At 67.4% G+C, this 17,620-nt stretch carries 28 protein-coding genes; 1 reads left to right on the forward strand and 27 read right to left on the reverse strand.

What is annotated here, in order from left to right:
* Positions 1-118: 118 nt before the first annotated feature.
* From rpsI to ACQP17_RS16220, 3 genes are all read right to left on the reverse strand, one after another.
* Positions 119-628 carry a 30S ribosomal protein S9 gene (gene rpsI, locus ACQP17_RS16210; protein WP_159744876.1) on the reverse strand — a complete coding sequence of 170 codons (510 nt, stop codon included), beginning with the start codon at positions 626-628 and terminating at the stop codon, positions 119-121.
* A 42-nt stretch (positions 629-670) separates the two neighbouring features.
* Positions 671-1,114 carry a 50S ribosomal protein L13 gene (rplM, locus tag ACQP17_RS16215; RefSeq protein ID WP_362605970.1) on the reverse strand — a complete coding sequence of 148 codons (444 nt, stop codon included), beginning with the start codon at positions 1,112-1,114 and terminating at the stop codon, positions 671-673.
* Positions 1,115-1,450: 336 nt separating this feature from the next.
* Entirely contained in the window at positions 1,451-3,085 is a 1,635-nt protein-coding gene (locus ACQP17_RS16220) for an ATP-binding cassette domain-containing protein (RefSeq protein WP_433856958.1), read from the reverse strand.
* 56 nt (positions 3,086-3,141) lie between these two features.
* Between ACQP17_RS16220 and ACQP17_RS16225 the strand changes: the two genes are divergently transcribed.
* Entirely contained in the window at positions 3,142-4,014 is an 873-nt protein-coding gene (locus ACQP17_RS16225) for a hypothetical protein (RefSeq protein ID WP_433856959.1), read from the forward strand.
* 43 nt (positions 4,015-4,057) lie between these two features.
* On the opposite strand, the gene truA is transcribed toward ACQP17_RS16225, so the two are convergent.
* The 24 genes from truA to rplP all read right to left on the reverse strand — a co-directional run bounded on the left by truA (position 4,058) and on the right by rplP (position 17,616).
* Complete coding sequence (truA, locus tag ACQP17_RS16230; RefSeq protein ID WP_433856960.1) at positions 4,058-4,912, reverse strand: tRNA pseudouridine(38-40) synthase TruA; 855 nt, start codon at positions 4,910-4,912, stop codon at positions 4,058-4,060.
* Between the two features lie 92 nt (positions 4,913-5,004).
* Entirely contained in the window at positions 5,005-5,481 is a 477-nt protein-coding gene (gene rplQ, locus ACQP17_RS16235; RefSeq protein ID WP_433856961.1) for a 50S ribosomal protein L17, read from the reverse strand.
* Positions 5,482-5,609: 128 nt separating this feature from the next.
* Entirely contained in the window at positions 5,610-6,632 is a 1,023-nt protein-coding gene (locus tag ACQP17_RS16240) for a DNA-directed RNA polymerase subunit alpha (protein ID WP_003956430.1), read from the reverse strand.
* A gap of 109 nt (positions 6,633-6,741) precedes the next feature.
* On the reverse strand, positions 6,742-7,368 hold the full coding sequence (rpsD, locus tag ACQP17_RS16245) for a 30S ribosomal protein S4 (protein WP_249637718.1): 627 nt from the start codon (positions 7,366-7,368) through the stop codon (positions 6,742-6,744).
* A 29-nt stretch (positions 7,369-7,397) separates the two neighbouring features.
* Positions 7,398-7,802, reverse strand: coding sequence for a 30S ribosomal protein S11 (gene rpsK, locus ACQP17_RS16250; protein ID WP_004571845.1), 405 nt, complete (start codon positions 7,800-7,802; stop codon positions 7,398-7,400).
* Positions 7,803-7,866: 64 nt separating this feature from the next.
* Positions 7,867-8,247: a 30S ribosomal protein S13 gene (gene rpsM, locus ACQP17_RS16255; protein WP_129295752.1), complete on the reverse strand. Its 381-nt coding sequence runs from the start codon at positions 8,245-8,247 to the stop codon at positions 7,867-7,869.
* A 196-nt stretch (positions 8,248-8,443) separates the two neighbouring features.
* A complete protein-coding gene (rpmJ, locus tag ACQP17_RS16260) occupies positions 8,444-8,557 on the reverse strand; it encodes a 50S ribosomal protein L36 (RefSeq protein ID WP_003956441.1) in 114 nt (37 codons plus the stop codon).
* A 60-nt stretch (positions 8,558-8,617) separates the two neighbouring features.
* The gene (gene infA / locus ACQP17_RS16265; RefSeq protein WP_003956442.1) at positions 8,618-8,839 is read right to left on the reverse strand and encodes a translation initiation factor IF-1; all 222 of its coding nucleotides are present in this window, start codon (positions 8,837-8,839) and stop codon (positions 8,618-8,620) included.
* A 213-nt stretch (positions 8,840-9,052) separates the two neighbouring features.
* The gene (map, locus tag ACQP17_RS16270) at positions 9,053-9,895 is read right to left on the reverse strand and encodes a type I methionyl aminopeptidase (RefSeq protein WP_364880212.1); all 843 of its coding nucleotides are present in this window, start codon (positions 9,893-9,895) and stop codon (positions 9,053-9,055) included.
* 177 nt (positions 9,896-10,072) lie between these two features.
* Positions 10,073-10,726: an adenylate kinase gene (locus ACQP17_RS16275; RefSeq protein WP_433856962.1), complete on the reverse strand. Its 654-nt coding sequence runs from the start codon at positions 10,724-10,726 to the stop codon at positions 10,073-10,075.
* Positions 10,726-12,039, reverse strand: coding sequence for a preprotein translocase subunit SecY (gene secY / locus ACQP17_RS16280; RefSeq protein WP_364880215.1), 1,314 nt, complete (start codon positions 12,037-12,039; stop codon positions 10,726-10,728). The genes ACQP17_RS16275 and secY overlap by 1 nt, the downstream gene beginning before the upstream one ends.
* Positions 12,040-12,265: 226 nt before the next feature.
* Positions 12,266-12,721 (reverse strand): 50S ribosomal protein L15, encoded by a 456-nt coding sequence (gene rplO, locus ACQP17_RS16285; RefSeq protein WP_189101096.1) that lies wholly within the window; start codon positions 12,719-12,721, stop codon positions 12,266-12,268.
* 1 nt (position 12,722) lies between these two features.
* Complete coding sequence (rpmD, locus tag ACQP17_RS16290) at positions 12,723-12,905, reverse strand: 50S ribosomal protein L30 (protein WP_030074796.1); 183 nt, start codon at positions 12,903-12,905, stop codon at positions 12,723-12,725.
* Positions 12,905-13,507, reverse strand: coding sequence for a 30S ribosomal protein S5 (rpsE, locus tag ACQP17_RS16295; RefSeq protein WP_006604888.1), 603 nt, complete (start codon positions 13,505-13,507; stop codon positions 12,905-12,907). Before rpsE ends, rpmD begins: the two co-directional genes overlap by 1 nt.
* A 46-nt stretch (positions 13,508-13,553) precedes the next feature.
* The gene (rplR, locus tag ACQP17_RS16300) at positions 13,554-13,937 is read right to left on the reverse strand and encodes a 50S ribosomal protein L18 (RefSeq protein WP_249637716.1); all 384 of its coding nucleotides are present in this window, start codon (positions 13,935-13,937) and stop codon (positions 13,554-13,556) included.
* A gap of 3 nt (positions 13,938-13,940) precedes the next feature.
* Entirely contained in the window at positions 13,941-14,480 is a 540-nt protein-coding gene (gene rplF, locus ACQP17_RS16305; protein ID WP_189101100.1) for a 50S ribosomal protein L6, read from the reverse strand.
* A gap of 22 nt (positions 14,481-14,502) precedes the next feature.
* Positions 14,503-14,901: a 30S ribosomal protein S8 gene (rpsH, locus tag ACQP17_RS16310; protein ID WP_260639342.1), complete on the reverse strand. Its 399-nt coding sequence runs from the start codon at positions 14,899-14,901 to the stop codon at positions 14,503-14,505.
* Between the two features lie 239 nt (positions 14,902-15,140).
* Positions 15,141-15,326 (reverse strand): type Z 30S ribosomal protein S14, encoded by a 186-nt coding sequence (locus tag ACQP17_RS16315; RefSeq protein ID WP_003956452.1) that lies wholly within the window; start codon positions 15,324-15,326, stop codon positions 15,141-15,143.
* Between the two features lie 5 nt (positions 15,327-15,331).
* Positions 15,332-15,892, reverse strand: coding sequence for a 50S ribosomal protein L5 (gene rplE, locus ACQP17_RS16320; protein WP_364880217.1), 561 nt, complete (start codon positions 15,890-15,892; stop codon positions 15,332-15,334).
* The gene (gene rplX, locus ACQP17_RS16325) at positions 15,892-16,215 is read right to left on the reverse strand and encodes a 50S ribosomal protein L24 (RefSeq protein WP_006604883.1); all 324 of its coding nucleotides are present in this window, start codon (positions 16,213-16,215) and stop codon (positions 15,892-15,894) included. Before rplX ends, rplE begins: the two co-directional genes overlap by 1 nt.
* A 3-nt stretch (positions 16,216-16,218) precedes the next feature.
* Positions 16,219-16,587 (reverse strand): 50S ribosomal protein L14, encoded by a 369-nt coding sequence (gene rplN / locus ACQP17_RS16330; RefSeq protein ID WP_003998823.1) that lies wholly within the window; start codon positions 16,585-16,587, stop codon positions 16,219-16,221.
* Positions 16,588-16,691: 104 nt separating this feature from the next.
* Entirely contained in the window at positions 16,692-16,973 is a 282-nt protein-coding gene (gene rpsQ / locus ACQP17_RS16335) for a 30S ribosomal protein S17 (RefSeq protein WP_006604882.1), read from the reverse strand.
* Positions 16,973-17,197: a 50S ribosomal protein L29 gene (rpmC, locus tag ACQP17_RS16340; protein WP_018090896.1), complete on the reverse strand. Its 225-nt coding sequence runs from the start codon at positions 17,195-17,197 to the stop codon at positions 16,973-16,975. Before rpmC ends, rpsQ begins: the two co-directional genes overlap by 1 nt.
* On the reverse strand, positions 17,197-17,616 hold the full coding sequence (gene rplP / locus ACQP17_RS16345; protein WP_006604880.1) for a 50S ribosomal protein L16: 420 nt from the start codon (positions 17,614-17,616) through the stop codon (positions 17,197-17,199). The genes rpmC and rplP overlap by 1 nt, the downstream gene beginning before the upstream one ends.
* Between the last annotated feature and the right edge of the window lie 4 nt (positions 17,617-17,620).

Below are 17,620 nucleotides of genomic sequence, written 5' to 3' on the forward strand. Positions count from 1 at the left end.
AGCTTGGACCAGAGATGTACGTCCAGGTATACGCGTCCGGTCCCGGATAGCCGAACGCCCCGGCAGCACGGAGGTGCCACCGGGGCGTACGCCAAGGGCTGCATGGAGCAGCGCGCGGTTAGCGCTTGCTGTACTGCGGCGCCTTGCGGGCCTTCTTCAGACCGGCCTTCTTGCGCTCGACCGCACGGTCGTCACGCTTGAGGAATCCGGCCTTCTTCAGCGCGCCGCGGTTGTTGTCGACGTCCGCCTCGTTCAGCGCACGGGCCACGCCCAGGCGCAGCGCACCGGCCTGGCCGGAGATGCCGCCGCCGGAGATGCGGGCCACGACGTCGTAGCGGTTGTCGAGCTCGAGCACCTTGAAGGGCTCGTTGACTTCCTGCTGGTGCACCTTGTTGGGGAAGTAGCCCTCAAGGGTACGACCGTTGATCTTCCACTGGCCGGTGCCCGGGACGATCCGGACGCGGGCGATGGCGTTCTTGCGACGGCCCAGGCCGGCCGCCGGCTGCGGGTCGCCGAAGCGGGACGCGAGGGACTCGGAGGTGTACTCCGACTCCACGACCTCGGTCTCGGTGGTGTACTCCTCGACCTCAACCTCGTCCAGCGGGGTCTCGGGGGTGGTCTCAGCCACGATGCTCCTCAGATTCTCTGTCGTCTTAGGGGGTGGCCGGACTTACTGCGCGACCTGGGTGATCTCGAACGGGACCGGCTGCTGCGCAGCGTGCGGGTGCTCGGCACCCGCGTAGACCTTCAGCTTCGAGAGCATCTGACGGCCGAGGGTGTTCTTGGGGAGCATGCCCTTGATGGCCTTCTCGACGGCCTTCTCGGGGTTCTTGTCGAGCAGCTCGTCGTAACGGACGGAGCGCAGACCACCCGGGAAACCGGAGTGACGGTAGGCCATCTTCTGGGTCCGCTTGTTGCCGGACAGGTGCACCTTGTCGGCGTTGACGATGATGACGAAGTCACCCATGTCAACGTGCGGCGCGTAGACCGGCTTGTGCTTGCCCCGCAGGAGGGTCGCGGCCTGGGTGGCCAGACGGCCCAGGACAACGTCCTGCGCGTCAATGATGTGCCACTGGCGCTGGACATCGCCGGGCTTGGGGCTGAACGTACGCACGTCTTAGCCTTCGCTTCTGAGTGAATGGGTCCTGTACTGGTCGCCGTGGCTGACACACAGCAGGGCGGCACTACGGGTGACGCAACCCGATCGTCCGCCGCTGGTTATCGGCCCAGGGACCGGCGTAAGGGCCCCTCACGTGAGATAGAGCAAGCCAATACGCATAACGAACTGGCAGAATACCGGGCCGTCCCCAGTGGGGTCAAAACACGCCCCGAACCGGCGTGCGGTTCCGGACCGCCGCTCACCGTCCGGTCACCGTCGGTACCCTGCCCCCCACGGCGGGCATCCGCCGCCCGGCGCCCGCCGTCACGGCCCGCCGGACGGCCGCGCCCGCTACCGCTTCCGCTCCACCCGGCGCTCGTCCCACACCGGCTCGGAGGTCTCGCGCACCAGCCCGTCCGACCCGAACACCAGGAACCGGTCGAAGGCCTTCGCGAACCACCGGTCGTGGGTCACCGCCACCACCGTGCCCTCGTACGCCTCCAGCCCCTCCTGGAGCGCCTCAGCGGACTCCAGGTCCAGGTTGTCCGTCGGCTCGTCGAGCAGCAGGGCAGTGGTGCCGGCCAGCTCCAGCAGCAGGATCTGGAAGCGGGCCTGCTGGCCGCCGGAGAGCCGCTCGAAGCGCTGCTCGGCCTGCTTCTCCAGCTCGTAGCGGCGCAGCGCCGACATGGCCTGGCCCTTGTCCCTGGCGTGCTCGGTCCACAGGATGTCGAGCAGCGGGCGGCCCATCAGCTCGGGGTGGGCGTGCGTCTGGGCGAAGTGGCCGGGGACCACCCGGGCGCCCAGCTTCCAGCTGCCGTTGTGCGCGACGGGACGGTCGGTGTCCCCGGCCAGCAGACGTAGGAAGTGCGACTTGCCAGAGCCGTTGGAGCCCAGGACCGCGACCCGCTCGCCGTAGAAGATCTCCAGGTCGAACGGGCGCATCAGACCGGTCAGCTCCAGACCCTCGCAGGTCACCGCCCGGACGCCGGTGCGCCCGCCACGCAGCCGCATCGTGATGTCCTGCTCACGCGGCGGCTCCGGCGGCGGCCCGGCCTCCTCGAACTTCCGCAGCCGGGTCTGCGCCGCCGCGTAGCGCGAGGCCAGCTCGTGGCTGACCGAGGCGGCCTGCCGCAGCGAGATCACCAGCTTCTTCAGCTGCGCGTGCTTCTCGTCCCAGCGCCGCCGCAGCTCCTCGAAGCGGGCGAAGCGCTCCTTGCGCGCGGCGTGGTACGTGCCGAAGCCCCCGCCGTGCACCCAGACGTCGGAGCCCGCCGGGCCCGGCTCGACACTGACGATCTTCTCCGCGGCGCGGGCCAGCAGCTCCCGGTCGTGGGAGACGAACAACACGGTCTTGCGGGTGGTCCGCAGCTGCTCCTCCAGCCAGCGCTTGCCGGGGACGTCCAGATAGTTGTCCGGCTCGTCCAGCAGCAGCACCTCGTCGGTACCGCGCAGCAGCGACTCCAGCACCAGCCGCTTCTGCTCGCCCCCGGACAGCGTGCGCACCTGCCGCCACTGCGCCTTCTCGTACGGCATCCCCAGCGCGGCCGTGGTGCACATGTCCCAGACCGTCTCGGCCTCGTAGCCGCGCGCCTCGGCCCAGTCACTGAGCGCCTGGGCGTAGCTCATCTGCGCGGCCTCGTCGTCGCCCTCGGCGCTCATCATGGCCAGCTCGGCGGCGTCCACCGCAGCGGCCGCCGCCCTGATCCGCGGCTGCGCCACCGAAACCAGCAGGTCACGCACCGTACGGTCATCGCGGACCGAGCCCACGAACTGCGGCATCACGCCCAGTCCGCCGCTGACCGTGACCGCCCCGCCGTGCGGCTGCAGCTCCCCCGCGATCAGGCGCAGCAGCGTCGTCTTCCCGGCGCCGTTGGCTCCCACCAGTGCGACCGACGCGCCCTCCCCCACTCGGAAGGACACGTCTCCCAGCAGGACCCTCCCGTCCGGCAGGTAGTACTCCAGATGCCCGGCCTCAAGATGTCCCATGAGCGGGATTGTCACCGGTCGTTCCGCGTTCCACCAACCCGATTAGGATGCGCGGCATGAGCTTTGGGCAAGGGGGGCCGTTCGACGGCCCCGGGGGATCTTCGTCGTCCACGCCGGACTGGGGCGCGCTCGCCGAGGAGAGCGAGGCACGGTCCCGCCGCAAACGCCGACTGTGGATCGTCGGCGGCGCCCTGGCGACCCTCGCGGTGGCCGGCATCGTCACCGCGGCCGTCATGGCGAGCGGCGGCGGCTCCGCGAGCGGCGGCGCGACGGCCGCACCCACCGCGTCCGACCAGGCCGCGGCCCCGGACGACAAGCCGTCCTTCCCCGACGTCTCGGTGCCGCCCCCGCCGAACCCGCGGGACTACATCACCGACCCGAAGAAGGACACCGCGCCGCTCACCCCGGCCACCCTCTTCCCGCAGAAGACCATGGTCGTCGGCGAGCACAGCTACCCGCGCACCGCCACCGCCGGCACGAAGGACTGCACCGCCGCCGCCCAGGGCGCGCTGGTCTCCTCGCTGTCCCACAACGGCTGCAAGCAGCTGCTGCGGGCCACGTACTCCAAGGGCGGCGTCGCGGTCACCATCGGCGTCGCGGTCTTCGACTCGCCCGCCGGGGCCGCCAAGGTCATGAACGAGGGCAGGCCCAACCTGATGCCGCTGGCCGGCGGCGGGGTCCCCTCGGACTTCTGCCAGGGCACCAAGTGCCGGATGGCGACCAACGCCACGGGCCGCTACGCCTACTTCACGATCGCCGGCTACCTCAACGGCAAGGACGTCACCGGCTCCGAGACCAGGGCCCGGCAGATCGCCCGGGACGGCGGGGCCTACGCCTTCACCCAGATCACCCAGCGCGGCAAGGACCAGGCCGCGAAGGCCGCCGAGCGCCAGCTCAAGGAAGCCCGGCGCAAGGCCGGCCACTCCTGACGCCGGCCGGTGGCGCCCCCGCCGGGCGGGGCGCCCCGCCGCCTCAGCAGCAGCCGGCCCCCGGCAGCGTCCGCTTGTTCCGCGCCTCCAGGTTGCGCGCCATCAGCAGCTCGTCGGCCGGATAGCCGACCTCCTCCAGCGTCAGCCCGTGCGGCCGCACGACGTGCACCGCGGAGTCCCGCACCCCGGCCGCCAGCACCTTGCCGGGCCAGTCCGGCGGCCGGTGCCCGTCCCCGACGAACAGCATCGCGCCCACCAGCGAGCGCACCATGTTGTGGCAGAAGGCGTCGGCCCGCACGGTCGCCGTGATGATCCCGTCCGCGCCCCGCTCCCAGCTGAGCCGCTGCAGGGTGCGGATCGTCGTCGCGCCCTCCCGCCGCTTGCAGTACGCCGCGAAGTCGTGCTCCCCCAGCAGCGCCCGCGACGCCTCGTTCATGGCGTCGACGTCCAGCTCCCAGTCGTGCCACAGCACATGGCTGCGCAGCAGCGGATCCACGCCCCCGTGGTGATCGGTCACCCGGTAGGCATAGCGCCGCCAGACCGCCGAGAACCGCGCGTTGAAGCCGTACGGGGCCTCACCGACCCGCCAGACCCGCACGTCCTTCGGCAGCCGCCCGGCCAGCCGCCGCAGCAGCCGGTCCGCGTGCGCGGCCCACACCTCGGACGGCAGGTCGACGTGCGCCACCTGGCCCCGCGCGTGCACCCCCGCGTCCGTCCGCCCGGCGACGGTCAGCTCATAGGTCTGTGTGGACCGCGTCACCGTCCGCAGCGCGTCCTCGATCTCTCCCTGCACGGTCCGTCGGCCGCCGGGCTGCTTGGCCCAGCCGGAGAACTCCGCTCCGTCGTACGACAGGTCCAGCCGCACCCGTACGAACCCGGGCTCCACTTCGTCACTCACGTCAGCAATCCTCCCTCACGCCACGGACGGCCCCGCACACACGAAAGCGGGCCCGCCCCGAAGGGCGGACCCGCTCATCGCGAGACGGTGCCTCAGGCGTCCTTGGACTCCTCGGCGGGAGCCTCGGTGGACTCCGCCGCGGTGGCCTCGGCGTCCTTGGCCGCACGCTTGGTCGCGGCCTCGGCCTCACCGGTGGCCTGCTGGGCCACGGTCAGGGCCTCCACCAGCTCGATGACGGCCATGGGCGCGTTGTCGCCACGGCGGTTACCGATCTTGGTGATGCGGGTGTAGCCACCCGGACGGTTCTCGAACCGCGGGGCGATCTCGGTGAAGAGCGTGTGGACGACGCTCTTGTCCGAGATCAGCTGCATGACCTGGCGGCGGTTGTGCAGGTCCGCCTTCTTCGCCTTGGTCACCAGACGCTCGGCGTACGGACGCAGACGGCGGGCCTTGGCCTCGGTCGTCGTGATGCGGCCGTGCTCGAAGAGCGCGGTGGCCAGGTTGCGCAGCATGAGACGCTCGTGCGCCGCGCTGCCGCCCATACGGGCACCCTTGGCGGGCTTCGGCATGGTGTTTCTCCTTCATTGCTGCACCGGCCGTATCAGGTACCGGTGTCAGTTCCCACGAGGCGGCCGCCCCGCGGAAGATCACGCACGGCTGGGGCCCGGGGCGTGGCCCCGGACCCCAGCCGGAAAACTCAGTACTGCTCGGTCTCCACGAACCCGGCGTCCGCGTCGTCGTCGGCGCCGAAGGCGTCGGCGGCAGCGGTCGGGTCGAATCCGGGCGGGCTGTCCTTGAGGGCCAGGCCCATGCCGGCCAGCTTCGCCTTGACCTCGTCGATCGACTTCGCACCGAAGTTGCGGATGTCGAGCAGGTCGGCCTCGGAGCGCGCCACGAGCTCACCCACGGAGTGGATGCCCTCACGCTTGAGGCAGTTGTAGGAGCGGACCGTGAGCTCCAGCTCCTCGATCGGCAGCGCCAGGTCGGCGGCGAGGGCGGCGTCCGTCGGGGACGGGCCCATGTCAATGCCCTCGGCGTCGATGTTGAGCTCGCGGGCCAGACCGAACAGCTCGACCAGGGTCTTTCCGGCCGACGCCATGGCGTCACGCGGACGCATGGCCTGCTTGGTCTCGACGTCGACGATCAGCTTGTCGAAGTCGGTGCGCTGCTCGACACGGGTCGCCTCGACCTTGTAGGTGACCTTGAGCACCGGCGAGTAGATGGAGTCGACCGGGATACGGCCGATCTCCTGGCCCACCTGCTTGTTCTGCACGGCGGAGACGTAGCCGCGACCGCGCTCGACGGTCAGCTCCATCTCCAGCTTGCCCTTGCCGTTGAGCGTGGCGAGGACCAGGTCGGGGTTGTGCACCTCGACGCCGGCCGGCGGGGCGATGTCCGCGGCGGTGACCAGACCCGGGCCCTGCTTGCGCAGGTACATCACGACGGGCTCGTCGTGCTCCGAGGAGACGACCAGCTGCTTGATGTTGAGGATCAGGTCGGTGACGTCCTCCTTGACGCCCGGCACGGTGGTGAACTCGTGCAGGACCCCGTCGATCCGGATGCTGGTCACGGCAGCACCGGGGATCGAGGAGAGGAGGGTGCGACGCAGGGAGTTGCCGAGGGTGTAGCCGAAGCCCGGCTCCAGCGGCTCGATCACGAACCGGGAGCGGTATTCGTCGACGACCTCTTCGGTCAACGAGGGACGCTGAGCAATCAGCATGGTGTTCGATCCTTCAGTCGTGGACGCCCGCTATTTGACGCCCGCTGTACTGACAAGGGTACGGGCGGCACGGCGCTTGACGCTCCGTACCGCCCCCACCGGTCAGCTCTTACTTGGAGTAGAGCTCAACGATCAGCTGCTCCTGCACCTGGGTGTCGATCACCTGGCGCTCGGGCATGCTGTGCACGAGAATCCGCAGGTTCGACGGAATCGCTTCCAGCCAGGCCGGAACCGTCTTCTCGCCGGCCTCGGCCTTGGCCACCTCGAAGGGGGTCAGGGTCCGAGAGCCCTCGCGGACCTCGACGATGTCGTTCACGGCCACGCGGGCCGACGGAATGTCGGTCTTGCGGCCGTTCACGGTGATGTGTCCGTGACGCACCAGCTGACGGGCGTGGTCGCGGGACTTGGCAAAGCCGGCCCGGTAGACCACGTTGTCGAGGCGGGTCTCAAGGATGCGCAGAAGGTTCTCACCGGTCTTGCCGGTCTTCTGGTTCGCTTCCTTGTAGTAGTTCACGAACTGCTTCTCAAGGACACCGTAGATACGGCTGCACTTCTGCTTCTCACGAAGCTGGAGCAGGTACTCGCTGTCCTTGGTGCGCCCGCGACCGTGCTCACCCGGGGGGTAAGGACGGATCTCGATCGGGCACTTCGCGCTCTCGCACTTGCTCCCCTTGAGGAAGAGCTTCTGCTTCTCCCGACGGCAACGCTTGCAGTCGGCCCCGGTGTAACGCGCCATTGTCTAGTTGTCTCCTACTTCAAGGGTGGTCAGACGCGGCGACGCTTGGGCGGGCGGCATCCGTTGTGCGGGGTGGGCGTGACGTCCTGGATCGAACCCACCTCGAGGCCGGTGGCCTGGAGGGAGCGGATCGCGGTCTCACGGCCGGAGCCGGGACCCTTGACGAAGACGTCGACCTTGCGCATGCCGTGCTCCTGCGCGCGGCGGGCGGCCGACTCGGCGGCCATCTGCGCGGCGAAGGGGGTGGACTTGCGCGAGCCCTTGAAGCCGACGTGGCCGGCAGAGGCCCAAGAGATCACGTTGCCCGTGGGGTCCGTGATCGAGACGATCGTGTTGTTGAACGTGCTCTTGATGTGAGCGTGCCCGTGGGCAACGTTCTTCTTCTCCTTGCGGCGCACCTTCTTGGCGCCGGCCGTACGGCCCTTCGGAGGCATTCATTACTCCCGTGGAGGTGGTCGGTCCTACAGCGAAGACCGCTGGTGAGCGTCCTGCTGAGGACTACTTCTTGCCCGGCTTCTTCTTGCCGGCGATCGCGCGACGCGGACCCTTGCGGGTACGGGCGTTCGTGCTGGTGCGCTGACCGTGCACCGGCAGACCACGACGGTGACGCAGACCCTGGTAGCAGCCGATCTCGACCTTGCGGCGGATGTCGGCCTGGATCTCGCGACGGAGGTCACCCTCGGTCTTGAGGTTGTTGTCCACGAATTCGCGGATCTTGATCAGGTCTTCCTCGGCCAGGTCGCGAACCCGGGTGTTCGGGTCCACGCCGGTGGCGGCAAGGGTCTGCTGCGAGAGCGTCCGCCCGATACCGAAGACGTAGGTGAGGGCGACCTCCACGCGCTTTTCGCGCGGGAGATCAACGCCTGCGAGGCGTGCCATTGATGTGGCTCCTGATGGCTATTCGGAGGTCTTCCACAGCACCGTTCCCGTAAGACTCTGGAGAATTACGAGCCGGGTCCCCGGCCTCCGAGCCGGGGGTGTCGTCCCACGCGAGAGATGCGGGGGTCGGGTGACTGCGTATGTACGTATGTGTTGCGTCGCGCGAAAACTGCGAAATGCAGGTGGTCGGCGTGCGTCAGCCCTGGCGCTGCTTGTGGCGCAGGTTGTCGCAGATGACCATGACCCGGCCGTGGCGGCGGATCACCTTGCACTTGTCGCAGATCTTCTTGACGCTCGGCTTGACCTTCATGGGATGTGAGGTTCTCCGGGTCAGTGCCGTCACCCCACGGGAGCGGGGCGGCGACAAGATCTACTTGTAGCGGTAGACGATCCGGCCACGCGTCAGGTCGTAGGGAGAAAGCTCCACGACGACCCGGTCATCCGGGAGGATACGGATGTAGTGCATCCGCATCTTGCCGCTGATGTGCGCGAGGACCTTGTGACCGTTCTGGAGCTCCACCTTGAACATGGCGTTCGGGAGGGACTCGATCACGGTGCCCTCGATCTCGATGGCACCTTGCTTCTTGGCCACGCTTCGCCCTTCGAATCGGCTACCTTGATCGACTCTCTCGCCTCGCGCCCTCAACCAAGAGGGCATACGGATGCACGAGAGCCGACGCGTCAGTCTACGTCAGTGCCTGGGAAAAGACGAATCCAGCATTATTGCCCACCGCGAGTGATCCTTATGCCGCACGGGCGCCGTACGCCCCGGTCCGGCCCCTCTCGCGGGGGTGCCCCGCGGTCCTTACGACCGGGCGGCGGGGTCGGGCGCCACCGTGATGCCCAGCTCGGCGAGCTTGGCCTTGCCGCCGTCCGGGGCGGTGAGCACCAGCGGGCCCTCCTCGGTCAGCGCGACCGAGTGCTCCCAGTGCGAGGACCAGCTGCCGTCGTTCGACTTGACCGTCCAGTCGTCGTCCAGGACGTGGGTCTTGGCCGTGCCGAGATTGACCATCGGCTCGATGGCGATACAGAAGCCGGGCACCAGCTTGGGGCCGCGGCCGCGCTTGCGGTCGACGTAGTTCAGCAGGTGCGGGTCCATGTGCATCTGCGAGCCGATGCCGTGGCCGCCGTAGTCCTCGACGATGCCGTACTTACCGCCGGCCGGCCGCGGCTGGCGGCGGATGTAGCCCTCGATCGCCTTGGAGATGTCGACCAACCGGTTGCCCTTGGCGACGGCCGCGATGCCCGCCCACATCGACTCCTCGGTGACCCGGCTGAGCTCGATCAGCTCGTCGGAGTGACCGGTGCCGACGAAGGCCGTGTAGGCCGCGTCGCCGTGCCAGCCGTCGATGATCGCGCCGCAGTCGATGGAGATCAGGTCGCCGTCCCGCAGCACCGTGTCGCTGTCGGGGATGCCGTGGACCACCACGTCGTTGACCGAGGTGCAGATCGTCGCGGGGAAGCCGCCGTACCCGAGGAAGTTCGACTTCGCTCCGTGCTCGGCGAGCACCGCGCGTGCCGCGTCGTCCAGGTCCTTGGTCGTGGCGCCCGGCACCGCGGCCTTACGGGTGGCCGCGTGGATGGCGGCGACCACCAGCCCCGCCTCGCGCATCTTGGCGATCTGCTCGGGGGTCTTGATCTCCACCATTACGGCCTTCCTCCGCGGCCGGGCCGCCGCCGCTCCCGCGGGGCCGGCGGACCGCCGCTGTGGTCTTTCACTCGATGGTCGCTGCCTACGGTAACCGTTCGTGCGCCGGACCGGCGCACCCCGGATACGCCGCGGCCGCGGTACCCACCAGGGGCACCGCGGCCGTCGGTCTGCTGCTTATGCGCCGCGCTGGAGGGCGTCCATCGCGCGCTTGGTGACCTCTTCGACCTTGCCGAGGGCCGGGATCGTGACGACCAGATCCTGGTCCTTGTAGTAGTCGATGATCGGCTCGGTCTCCGTGTGGTAGACCTCCAGCCGCTTGCGGACGGTCGCCTCGCGGTCGTCGTCCCGCTGGTACAGCTCGCCGCCGCAGACGTCGCAGACGCCCTCGGCCTTCGGCTTGTTGTACTCCGCGTGGAAGACGTGGCTGGAGTCGTTGCGGCAGATGCGCCGGCCGGCGATCCGCTTGACGACCTCCTCCTCGGGGACCTCCAGGTCCAAAACCGCGTCCAGCTTGAGGCCGCTGTTCTTGAGGTACTCGTCCAGCGCCTCGGCCTGGCCGAGGTTGCGCGGGAAGCCGTCGAGGAGGAAACCCTCGGCGGCGTCGGCCTGCTCCATACGGTCCTCGGCCATCCCGATGGTCACCGAGTCGGGGACCAGGTTGCCGGCGTCCATGTATGACTTCGCCTCGACACCCAGGGGCGTGCCCTGACTGATGTTGGCGCGGAACAGGTCCCCCGTGGAGATGTGCGGGATCGCGAGGTTCTTGGCAAGGTACGCAGCCTGCGTACCCTTGCCGGCCCCCGGGGGTCCGACGAGGACGATTCGCATCAGCGGAGGAACCCTTCGTAGTTGCGCTGCTGAAGCTGGCTCTCGATCTGCTTCACGGTCTCCAGGCCCACACCCACGATGATGAGGATGCTCGTCCCGCCGAACGGGAAGTTCTGGTTCGCGTTGAAAAGCACCAACGCCACTGTTGGTACGAGCGCGATCAGCCCCAGGTACAGCGAGCCCGGCCACGTGATCCGGTTGAGCACGTAGCTGAGGTACTCGGCCGTCGGGCGACCAGCCCGGATACCCGGGATGAAGCCACCATACTTCTTCATGTTGTCGGCAACTTCTTCGGGGTTGAAGCTGATGGCCACGTAGAAGAAGGCGAAGAACACGATCAGCAGGAAGTACGTAACGATGTAAACCGGGTGATTTCCCTTGGTGAAGTTGGTGGCGATCCACGTCGCCCATGCCGCCTTCGACCCGCTGAACTGTGCGATGAGGGCTGGAATGTAGAGCAGCGATGACGCGAAGATGACGGGAATCACACCCGCCTGATTCACCTTGAGCGGGATGTACGTGGACGTACCGCCATAGGACCGGCGGCCGATCATCCGCTTCGCGTACTGCACGGGGATGCGCCGCTGGGCCTGCTCGACGAAGACCACCAGCGCGACCATCGCCAGGCCGACCGCGATGACCGAGAAGAACTCGATCCAGCCGTCGGCCAGCTTGCCCTGGGCCTTGATCTGCCACAGCGCGCCCGGGAAGCCGGCGGCGATCGAGATGAACATCAGGATCGACATGCCGTTTCCGATGCCGCGGTCGGTCACCAGCTCACCGAGCCACATGATCAGGCCGGTGCCGGCGGTCATCGTGATGACCATGGTGATGGTGGTGAAGATCGAGTCACTGGGCACGATCTCGGTGGCGACCGGGCAGCTCTGGAAGAGCGCACCGCTGCGGGCGGTGGCCACCAGGCCGGTGCCCTGCAGGATGGCGAGCGCCACGGTCAGATAGCGGGTGTACTGGGTGATCTTCGCCTGGCCGGACTGCCCCTCTTTCTTGAGGGCCTCCAGCCGCGGGATCACCACGGTCAGCAGCTGGAGGATGATGCTCGCCGTGATGTACGGCATGATCCCCAGCGCGAAGATCGTGATCTGCAGCAGCGCACCACCGCTGAACATGTTCACCAGGGCGAACAACCCGCTGTTGCCGCCGGCCTGCTTCATGCAGGTCTCGACGTTCGCGTAGTTCACCCCGGGGACCGGGACGTGTGCGCCGATCCGGTAGAGCACCACGATGCCCAACGTGAACAGCAGCTTCTTGCGCAGGTCGGGCGTCTTGAACGCTCGGGCGAACGCGGTGAGCACGGTGCCTCCTGCGCCTCCCGCCTCGAATGCGGGAGGTGACGGTCTTGAGGATCGACGAATACTTGGCGGCCACAACCACGCGGAAAACGGTCCGCGCGGCGGGGGCCGGGGCCTGGGCCCCGGAAATAACGGTCCATGCCACCTTACCGGCGACGGAACCCCCGTGGAACGACCAACCGGGGATGCCCCAATCGATGGGCATCCCCGGTCAGTTGAACCGAACAGCTCAGATGAGCTCGGTCACGCTGCCGCCGGCAGCGGCGATCTTCTCCTTGGCGGAGCCGGAAACGGCGTCAACCGAAACCTGCAGCGCCACGGAGACCTCGCCGGCGCCGAGCACCTTGACGAGCTCGTTCTTGCGCACCGCGCCCTTGGCGACCAGATCGGCCACCGTGACCTCGCCACCCTGCGGGTAGAGCGCGGCCAGCTTGTCCAGGTTCACGACCTGGAACTGCTTGTGGGCGGGGTTCTTGAAGCCCTTCAGCTTCGGGAGGCGCATGTGGAGGGGCATCTGCCCGCCCTCGAAGCGCTCCGGAACCTGGTAACGGGCCTTGGTGCCCTTGGTACCACGACCAGCGGTCTTACCCTTGGACGCCTCACCACGACCGACACGGGTCTTGGCGGTCTTGGCACCCGGGGCGGGCCGGAGGTTGTGGACCTTCAGCGGGTTGTTTTCCGCCATGTCAGTCGACCTCCTCAACCGTCACGAGGTGGCGGACGGTGTGCACCATGCCGCGGAACTCGGGACGGTCCTCCTTGACAACCACGTCGTTGAGCCGCTTGAGGCCCAGCGAACGAAGGGTGTCGCGGTGATTCTGCTTGCTACCGATGAAGGACTTCGTCTGCGTGATCTTGAGGTGCGCCATTACGCGGTCACCCCTGCACGCGCCCGCAGCAGAGCGGCGGGAGCAACGTCCTCCAGCGGCAGGCCACGACGGGCCGCGATCTCCTCGGGGCGCTGCAGGCCCTGAAGCGCGGTCACCGTGGCGTGCACGATGTTGATCGGGTTCGACGAACCGAGCGACTTGCTCAGCACGTCGTGGATGCCCGCGCACTCCAGAACGGCACGCACGGGGCCACCGGCGATCACACCGGTACCGGGGGAAGCAGGCTTGAGCAGGACGACGCCCGCAGCCTTCTCGCCCTGGATGGGGTGAGGGATGGTGCCCTGGATACGGGGGACCTTGAAGAAGTTCTTCTTGGCCTCTTCCACGCCCTTGGCGATGGCAGCCGGAACTTCCTTGGCCTTGCCGTAACCGACACCTACGGTGCCGTCACCGTCGCCCACCACGACCAGCGCGGTGAAGCTGAAGCGACGACCACCCTTGACTACCTTGGCGACGCGGTTGATCGCGACAACGCGCTCAACGTACGCGGTCTTCTCGGCGGCAGCGCCACCGTCGCGACCCTTCCGGTCCCGCCGCTCGCCGCCACCGGCACCGCTCCCGCGGCGCTGGGGTCCAGCCATTGGAATTACCTCTCTCTGTTACGTCCGCTAGCTCCGGAACCGGGGCTTAGAACTTCAGCCCGGCTTCGCGGGCGGCGTCGGCCAGAGCGGCAATCCGCCCGGCGTACTGCTTGCCACCACGGTCGAACACGACGGCCTCGACACCGGCGGCCTTGGCACGCTCAGCGACCAGGGAGCCGACCTTCTGGGCCTGGGCGCTCTTGTCGCCCTCGCCACCACGGATCGACGCGTCCAGGCTCGACGCCGAGGCCAGCGTGTGGCCCTTGATGTCGTCGATGACCTGCGCGGTGATGCCACGGTTGGACCGCGTCACCACCAGACGCGGGCGCTCCGGGGTACCCGAAATCCGCTTACGGATGCGGATGTGGCGACGCTTGGCGGCGGCGCGCTTGTAGGCGTCACCCTTCGCGATCTTCACACCGTATGCCATGGCTTACTTACCAGCCTTTCCGACCTTGCGGCGGATGACCTCGCCGGCGTACTTGACGCCCTTGGCCTTGTACGGGTCAGGCTTGCGCAGCTTGCGGATGTTCGCCGCCACCTCGCCGACCTTCTGCTTGTCGATGCCCTCGACGCTGAGCTTGGTCGGGGACTCGACCTTGAAGGAGATGCCCTCGGGCGCCTCGACGATGATGGGGTGGCTGTAGCCCAGCGAGAACTCCAGGTTGGAGCCCTTCGCCTGAACGCGGTAGCCGACACCGCTGATCTCGAGCGCCTTGCTGTACCCCTGGGTCACGCCGGTGATCATGTTCGCCACCAGCGTGCGGGACAGGCCGTGCAGGGCCTTGTTCTGACGCTCGTCGTTCGGGCGGGAGACGTTGATCACGCCGTCCTCACCCTTGGCGACCTCGATGGGCGCCACAACGGTGTGCGAGAGGGAACCCTTGGGGCCCTTCACCGCGACCGTGCGGCCCTCGATGGTGACGTCCACACCAGCGGGAACCTGGATGGGCAGCTTGCCAATACGCGACATTAGCTATTCCTCCGTTCCCTGGTTACCAGACGTAGGCGAGGACTTCCCCACCCACGCCCTTCTTGCTGGCCTGCTGACCGGTCAGGAGACCGTGGGACGTGGAGATGATCGCCACGCCCAGGCCGCCGAGGACCTTCGGCAGGTTGGTGGACTTTGCGTAGACCCGGAGGCCCGGCTTCGAGATCCGCTTGATGCCGGCGATCGAGCGCTCGCGGTTCGGGCCGAACTTCAGCTCGAGGACGAGGTTCTTGCCGACCTCGGCGTCCTCGACCTTCCAGCCGGTGATGTAACCCTCCTGCTGGAGGATCTCCGCGATGTGCGACTTGATCTTGCTGTGCGGCATCACGACGGTGTCGTGGTACGCCGAGTTCGCGTTCCGCAGACGGGTCAGCATGTCTGCGATGGGATCAGTCATGGTCATGAATTGGCCTTCGGCCTCTCTCGCCGGGGTTTCCTATGTGCGCCATCCCTCTCCCCGATCAGAGTCGGGACGGGTGCGGCGCGGGGACCTACGGCGTAGTAAGCGACGTTATGCGGGCTCGGCCCGCGGTCGGTCTCGGCGGCGGTGCGCCCAAACCCTTCCACCCTACGGGATAGAAGGGCCCGGGCGCCCACCGACCGAATACTTACCGAGAGCTTCTGGTCATCCCAACTAAGGGATTACCAGGAGCTCTTGGTCACGCCCGGCAGCTCGCCACGGTGAGCCATCTCACGAAGGCACACGCGGCACAGGCCGAACTTACGGTAAACGGAGTGCGGACGGCCGCAGCGCTGGCAGCGCGTGTAGGCACGCACACCGAACTTCGGCTTGCGAGCAGCCTTGGCAATCAGAGCCTTCTTCGCCATCTCGCTCACGCCTCCTTGAACGGGAAGCCGAGGTGACGAAGGAGGGCGCGGCCCTCGTCGTCGTTGGTCGCCGTGGTGACCACGGTGATGTCCATACCCCGGGTACGGTCGATCTTGTCCTGGTCGATCTCGTGGAACATGACCTGCTCCGTGAGACCGAAGGTGTAGTTGCCCCGGCCGTCGAACTGCTTCGGGGACAGACCACGGAAGTCGCGGATGCGCGGCAGCGCGAGCGACAGCAGACGGTCCAGGAACTCCCACATGCGGTCACCGCGGAGGGTGACGTGGGCACCGATCGGCTGGCCCTCACGCAGCTTGAACTGCGCGATGGACTTACGGGCCTTGGTGACGGCCGGCTTCTGGCCGGTGATCGTGGTGAGGTCCTTGATGGCACCCTCGATCAGCTTGGAGTCGCGGGCGGCGTCGCCCACACCCATGTTGACCACGATCTTGGTCAGACCGGGGATCTGCATGACGTTCTCGAGCGAGAACTCGTCCTTCAGCTTCCCGGCGATCTCTTCGCGGTAGCGCGTCTTGAGACGCGGCGCGTTGGTGGTGGCAGTCATCAGATGTCCTCACCGGTCCGCTTGGCAACGCGGATCTTGTTGCCCTCGTCGTCGAAGCGGTATCCGACGCGGGTGACGACCTTGTTCCCGTCCTTCTCCACAACCAGCTGCACGTTGCTGACGTGGACGGGAGCCTCGGTCGTCACGATGCCGCCGGTCTTCGACCCACGAGCGGTCTGTCCGGCCTTGGTGTGCTTCTTGACCCGGTTGACACCCTCGACCAGGACGCGGTCCTCGCGGGGGAAGGCCTGGATGACCTTGCCCTGCTTGCCCTTGTCCTTACCGGTGATGACCTGGACCAGGTCGCCCTTCTTGATCTTCATCGGTTACAGCACCTCCGGCGCGAGCGAGATGATCTTCATGAACTTCTTCTCGCGCAGCTCCCGGCCCACCGGGCCGAAGATGCGGGTGCCGCGGGGGTCGCCATCGTTCTTGAGGATGACGGCCGCGTTCTCGTCGAAGCGGATGTACGAGCCGTCCGGACGGCGGCGCTCCTTGACGGTGCGAACGATGACGGCCTTGACGACGTCACCCTTCTTCACGTTGCCACCGGGGATCGCATCCTTGACGGTGGCGACGATGACGTCACCGATGCCCGCGTAGCGGCGACCGGAACCACCGAGAACACGGATGCAAAGGATCTCCTTCGCACCAGTGTTGTCGGCGACACGCAGTCGCGACTCCTGCTGGATCACGTCTATCTCCTGATTGTCTGCCGGTTCCCGGTGAGAAGCGCGAGTGCTTCGCGCTTCTCACCGAGCCTGGCGGAACTGCTCCTGGGGCGGACCCCCAGGAGGGATTACTTGGCCTTCTCGAGGATCTCGACGATGCGCCAGCGCTTGGTGGCGGACAGCGGCCGGGTCTCCATCAGGAGGACGCGGTCGCCGACACCGGCAGCGTTCTGCTCGTCGTGCGCCTTGAGCTTGTTGGTACGGCGGATGACCTTGCCGTACAGCGCGTGCTTGACGCGGTCCTCGACAGCGACGACGACGGTCTTGTCCATCTTGTCGCTGACGACGAGACCCTCACGGGTCTTGCGGAAACCGCGCTCGTTCGTCTCAGTCACATTCTTCTCGCTCATCAGGCGCTCTCCACCGTCTCGATGCCCAGCTCGCGCTCACGCATCAGGGTGTAGATCCGGGCGATGTCCTTACGGACGGACTTGAGCCGACCGTGGTTCTCGAGCTGTCCGGTCGCCGCCTGGAAGCGGAGGTTGAACAGCTCCTCCTTGGCCTCACGAAGCTTGCCGACGAGGTCCTCGTCATTCAGCTCGCGCAGCTCGGTCGCCTTGGTACCGGCCGCCATCACGACTCACCTGCCTCGCGCCGCACGATGCGGCACTTCATCGGAAGCTTGTGGGCGGCGCGGGTCAGCGCCTCCTTGGCAACCTTTTCGTTCGGGAAGGACAGCTCGAACATCACCCGACCGGGCTTGACGTTCGCGACCCACCACTCCGGAGAACCCTTACCGGAACCCATGCGGGTTTCGGCCGGCTTCTTCGTGAGCGGGCGGTCCGGGTAAATGTTGATCCAGACCTTGCCGCCACGCTTGATGTGACGGGTCATCGCGATACGAGCGGACTCGATCTGACGGTTCGTCACGTAAGCCGGGGTGACGGCCTGAATGCCGTACTCACCGAAGGCCAGCTCGGTGCCACCCTTGGCCATACCGCTGCGCTTCGGGTGGTGCTGCTTGCGGTGCTTGACCCTGCGAGGGATCAGCATGTCG

The organism is Streptomyces kronopolitis, assembly GCF_050953795.1.
Lineage (GTDB): Bacteria > Actinomycetota > Actinomycetes > Streptomycetales > Streptomycetaceae > Streptomyces > Streptomyces kronopolitis_A.

Coding starts and splice junctions, on each gene's coding strand:
- rpsM (WP_129295752.1), bottom strand. CDS start 8,247: ATGGCACGCCTCGCAGGCGTTGATCTCCCGCGCGAAAAGCGCGTGGAG.
- rpsH (WP_260639342.1), bottom strand. CDS start 14,901: ATGACCATGACTGATCCCATCGCAGACATGCTGACCCGTCTGCGGAAC.
- rplP (WP_006604880.1), bottom strand. CDS start 17,616: ATGCTGATCCCTCGCAGGGTCAAGCACCGCAAGCAGCACCACCCGAAG.
- rpmD (WP_030074796.1), bottom strand. CDS start 12,905: ATGGCGCACCTCAAGATCACGCAGACGAAGTCCTTCATCGGTAGCAAG.
- map (WP_364880212.1), bottom strand. CDS start 9,895: ATGGTGGAGATCAAGACCCCCGAGCAGATCGCCAAGATGCGCGAGGCG.
- ACQP17_RS16240 (WP_003956430.1), bottom strand. CDS start 6,632: ATGCTGATTGCTCAGCGTCCCTCGTTGACCGAAGAGGTCGTCGACGAA.
- rplO (WP_189101096.1), bottom strand. CDS start 12,721: ATGGCGGAAAACAACCCGCTGAAGGTCCACAACCTCCGGCCCGCCCCG.
- rplX (WP_006604883.1), bottom strand. CDS start 16,215: ATGAAGATCAAGAAGGGCGACCTGGTCCAGGTCATCACCGGTAAGGAC.
- rpsQ (WP_006604882.1), bottom strand. CDS start 16,973: ATGAGCGAGAAGAATGTGACTGAGACGAACGAGCGCGGTTTCCGCAAG.
- ACQP17_RS16220 (WP_433856958.1), bottom strand. CDS start 3,085: ATGGGACATCTTGAGGCCGGGCATCTGGAGTACTACCTGCCGGACGGG.
- rpsK (WP_004571845.1), bottom strand. CDS start 7,802: ATGCCTCCGAAGGGCCGTACGGCCGGCGCCAAGAAGGTGCGCCGCAAG.
- ACQP17_RS16315 (WP_003956452.1), bottom strand. CDS start 15,326: ATGGCGAAGAAGGCTCTGATTGCCAAGGCTGCTCGCAAGCCGAAGTTC.
- rpmC (WP_018090896.1), bottom strand. CDS start 17,197: ATGGCGGCCGGTACCAAGGCGACCGAGCTGCGCGAGCTGAATGACGAG.
- rpsD (WP_249637718.1), bottom strand. CDS start 7,368: ATGGCGCGTTACACCGGGGCCGACTGCAAGCGTTGCCGTCGGGAGAAG.
- rplF (WP_189101100.1), bottom strand. CDS start 14,480: ATGTCGCGTATTGGCAAGCTGCCCATCCAGGTTCCCGCTGGTGTGGAC.
- ACQP17_RS16275 (WP_433856962.1), bottom strand. CDS start 10,726: ATGCGAATCGTCCTCGTCGGACCCCCGGGGGCCGGCAAGGGTACGCAG.
- rpsE (WP_006604888.1), bottom strand. CDS start 13,507: ATGGCTGGACCCCAGCGCCGCGGGAGCGGTGCCGGTGGCGGCGAGCGG.
- rplQ (WP_433856961.1), bottom strand. CDS start 5,481: ATGCCGAAGCCCGCCAAGGGTGCCCGTATGGGCGGCAGCGCGGCGCAC.
- ACQP17_RS16225 (WP_433856959.1), top strand. CDS start 3,142: ATGAGCTTTGGGCAAGGGGGGCCGTTCGACGGCCCCGGGGGATCTTCG.
- rplR (WP_249637716.1), bottom strand. CDS start 13,937: ATGGCATACGGTGTGAAGATCGCGAAGGGTGACGCCTACAAGCGCGCC.
- rplE (WP_364880217.1), bottom strand. CDS start 15,892: ATGACTGCCACCACCAACGCGCCGCGTCTCAAGACGCGCTACCGCGAA.
- rpmJ (WP_003956441.1), bottom strand. CDS start 8,557: ATGAAGGTCAAGCCGAGCGTCAAGAAGATCTGCGACAAGTGCAAGGTG.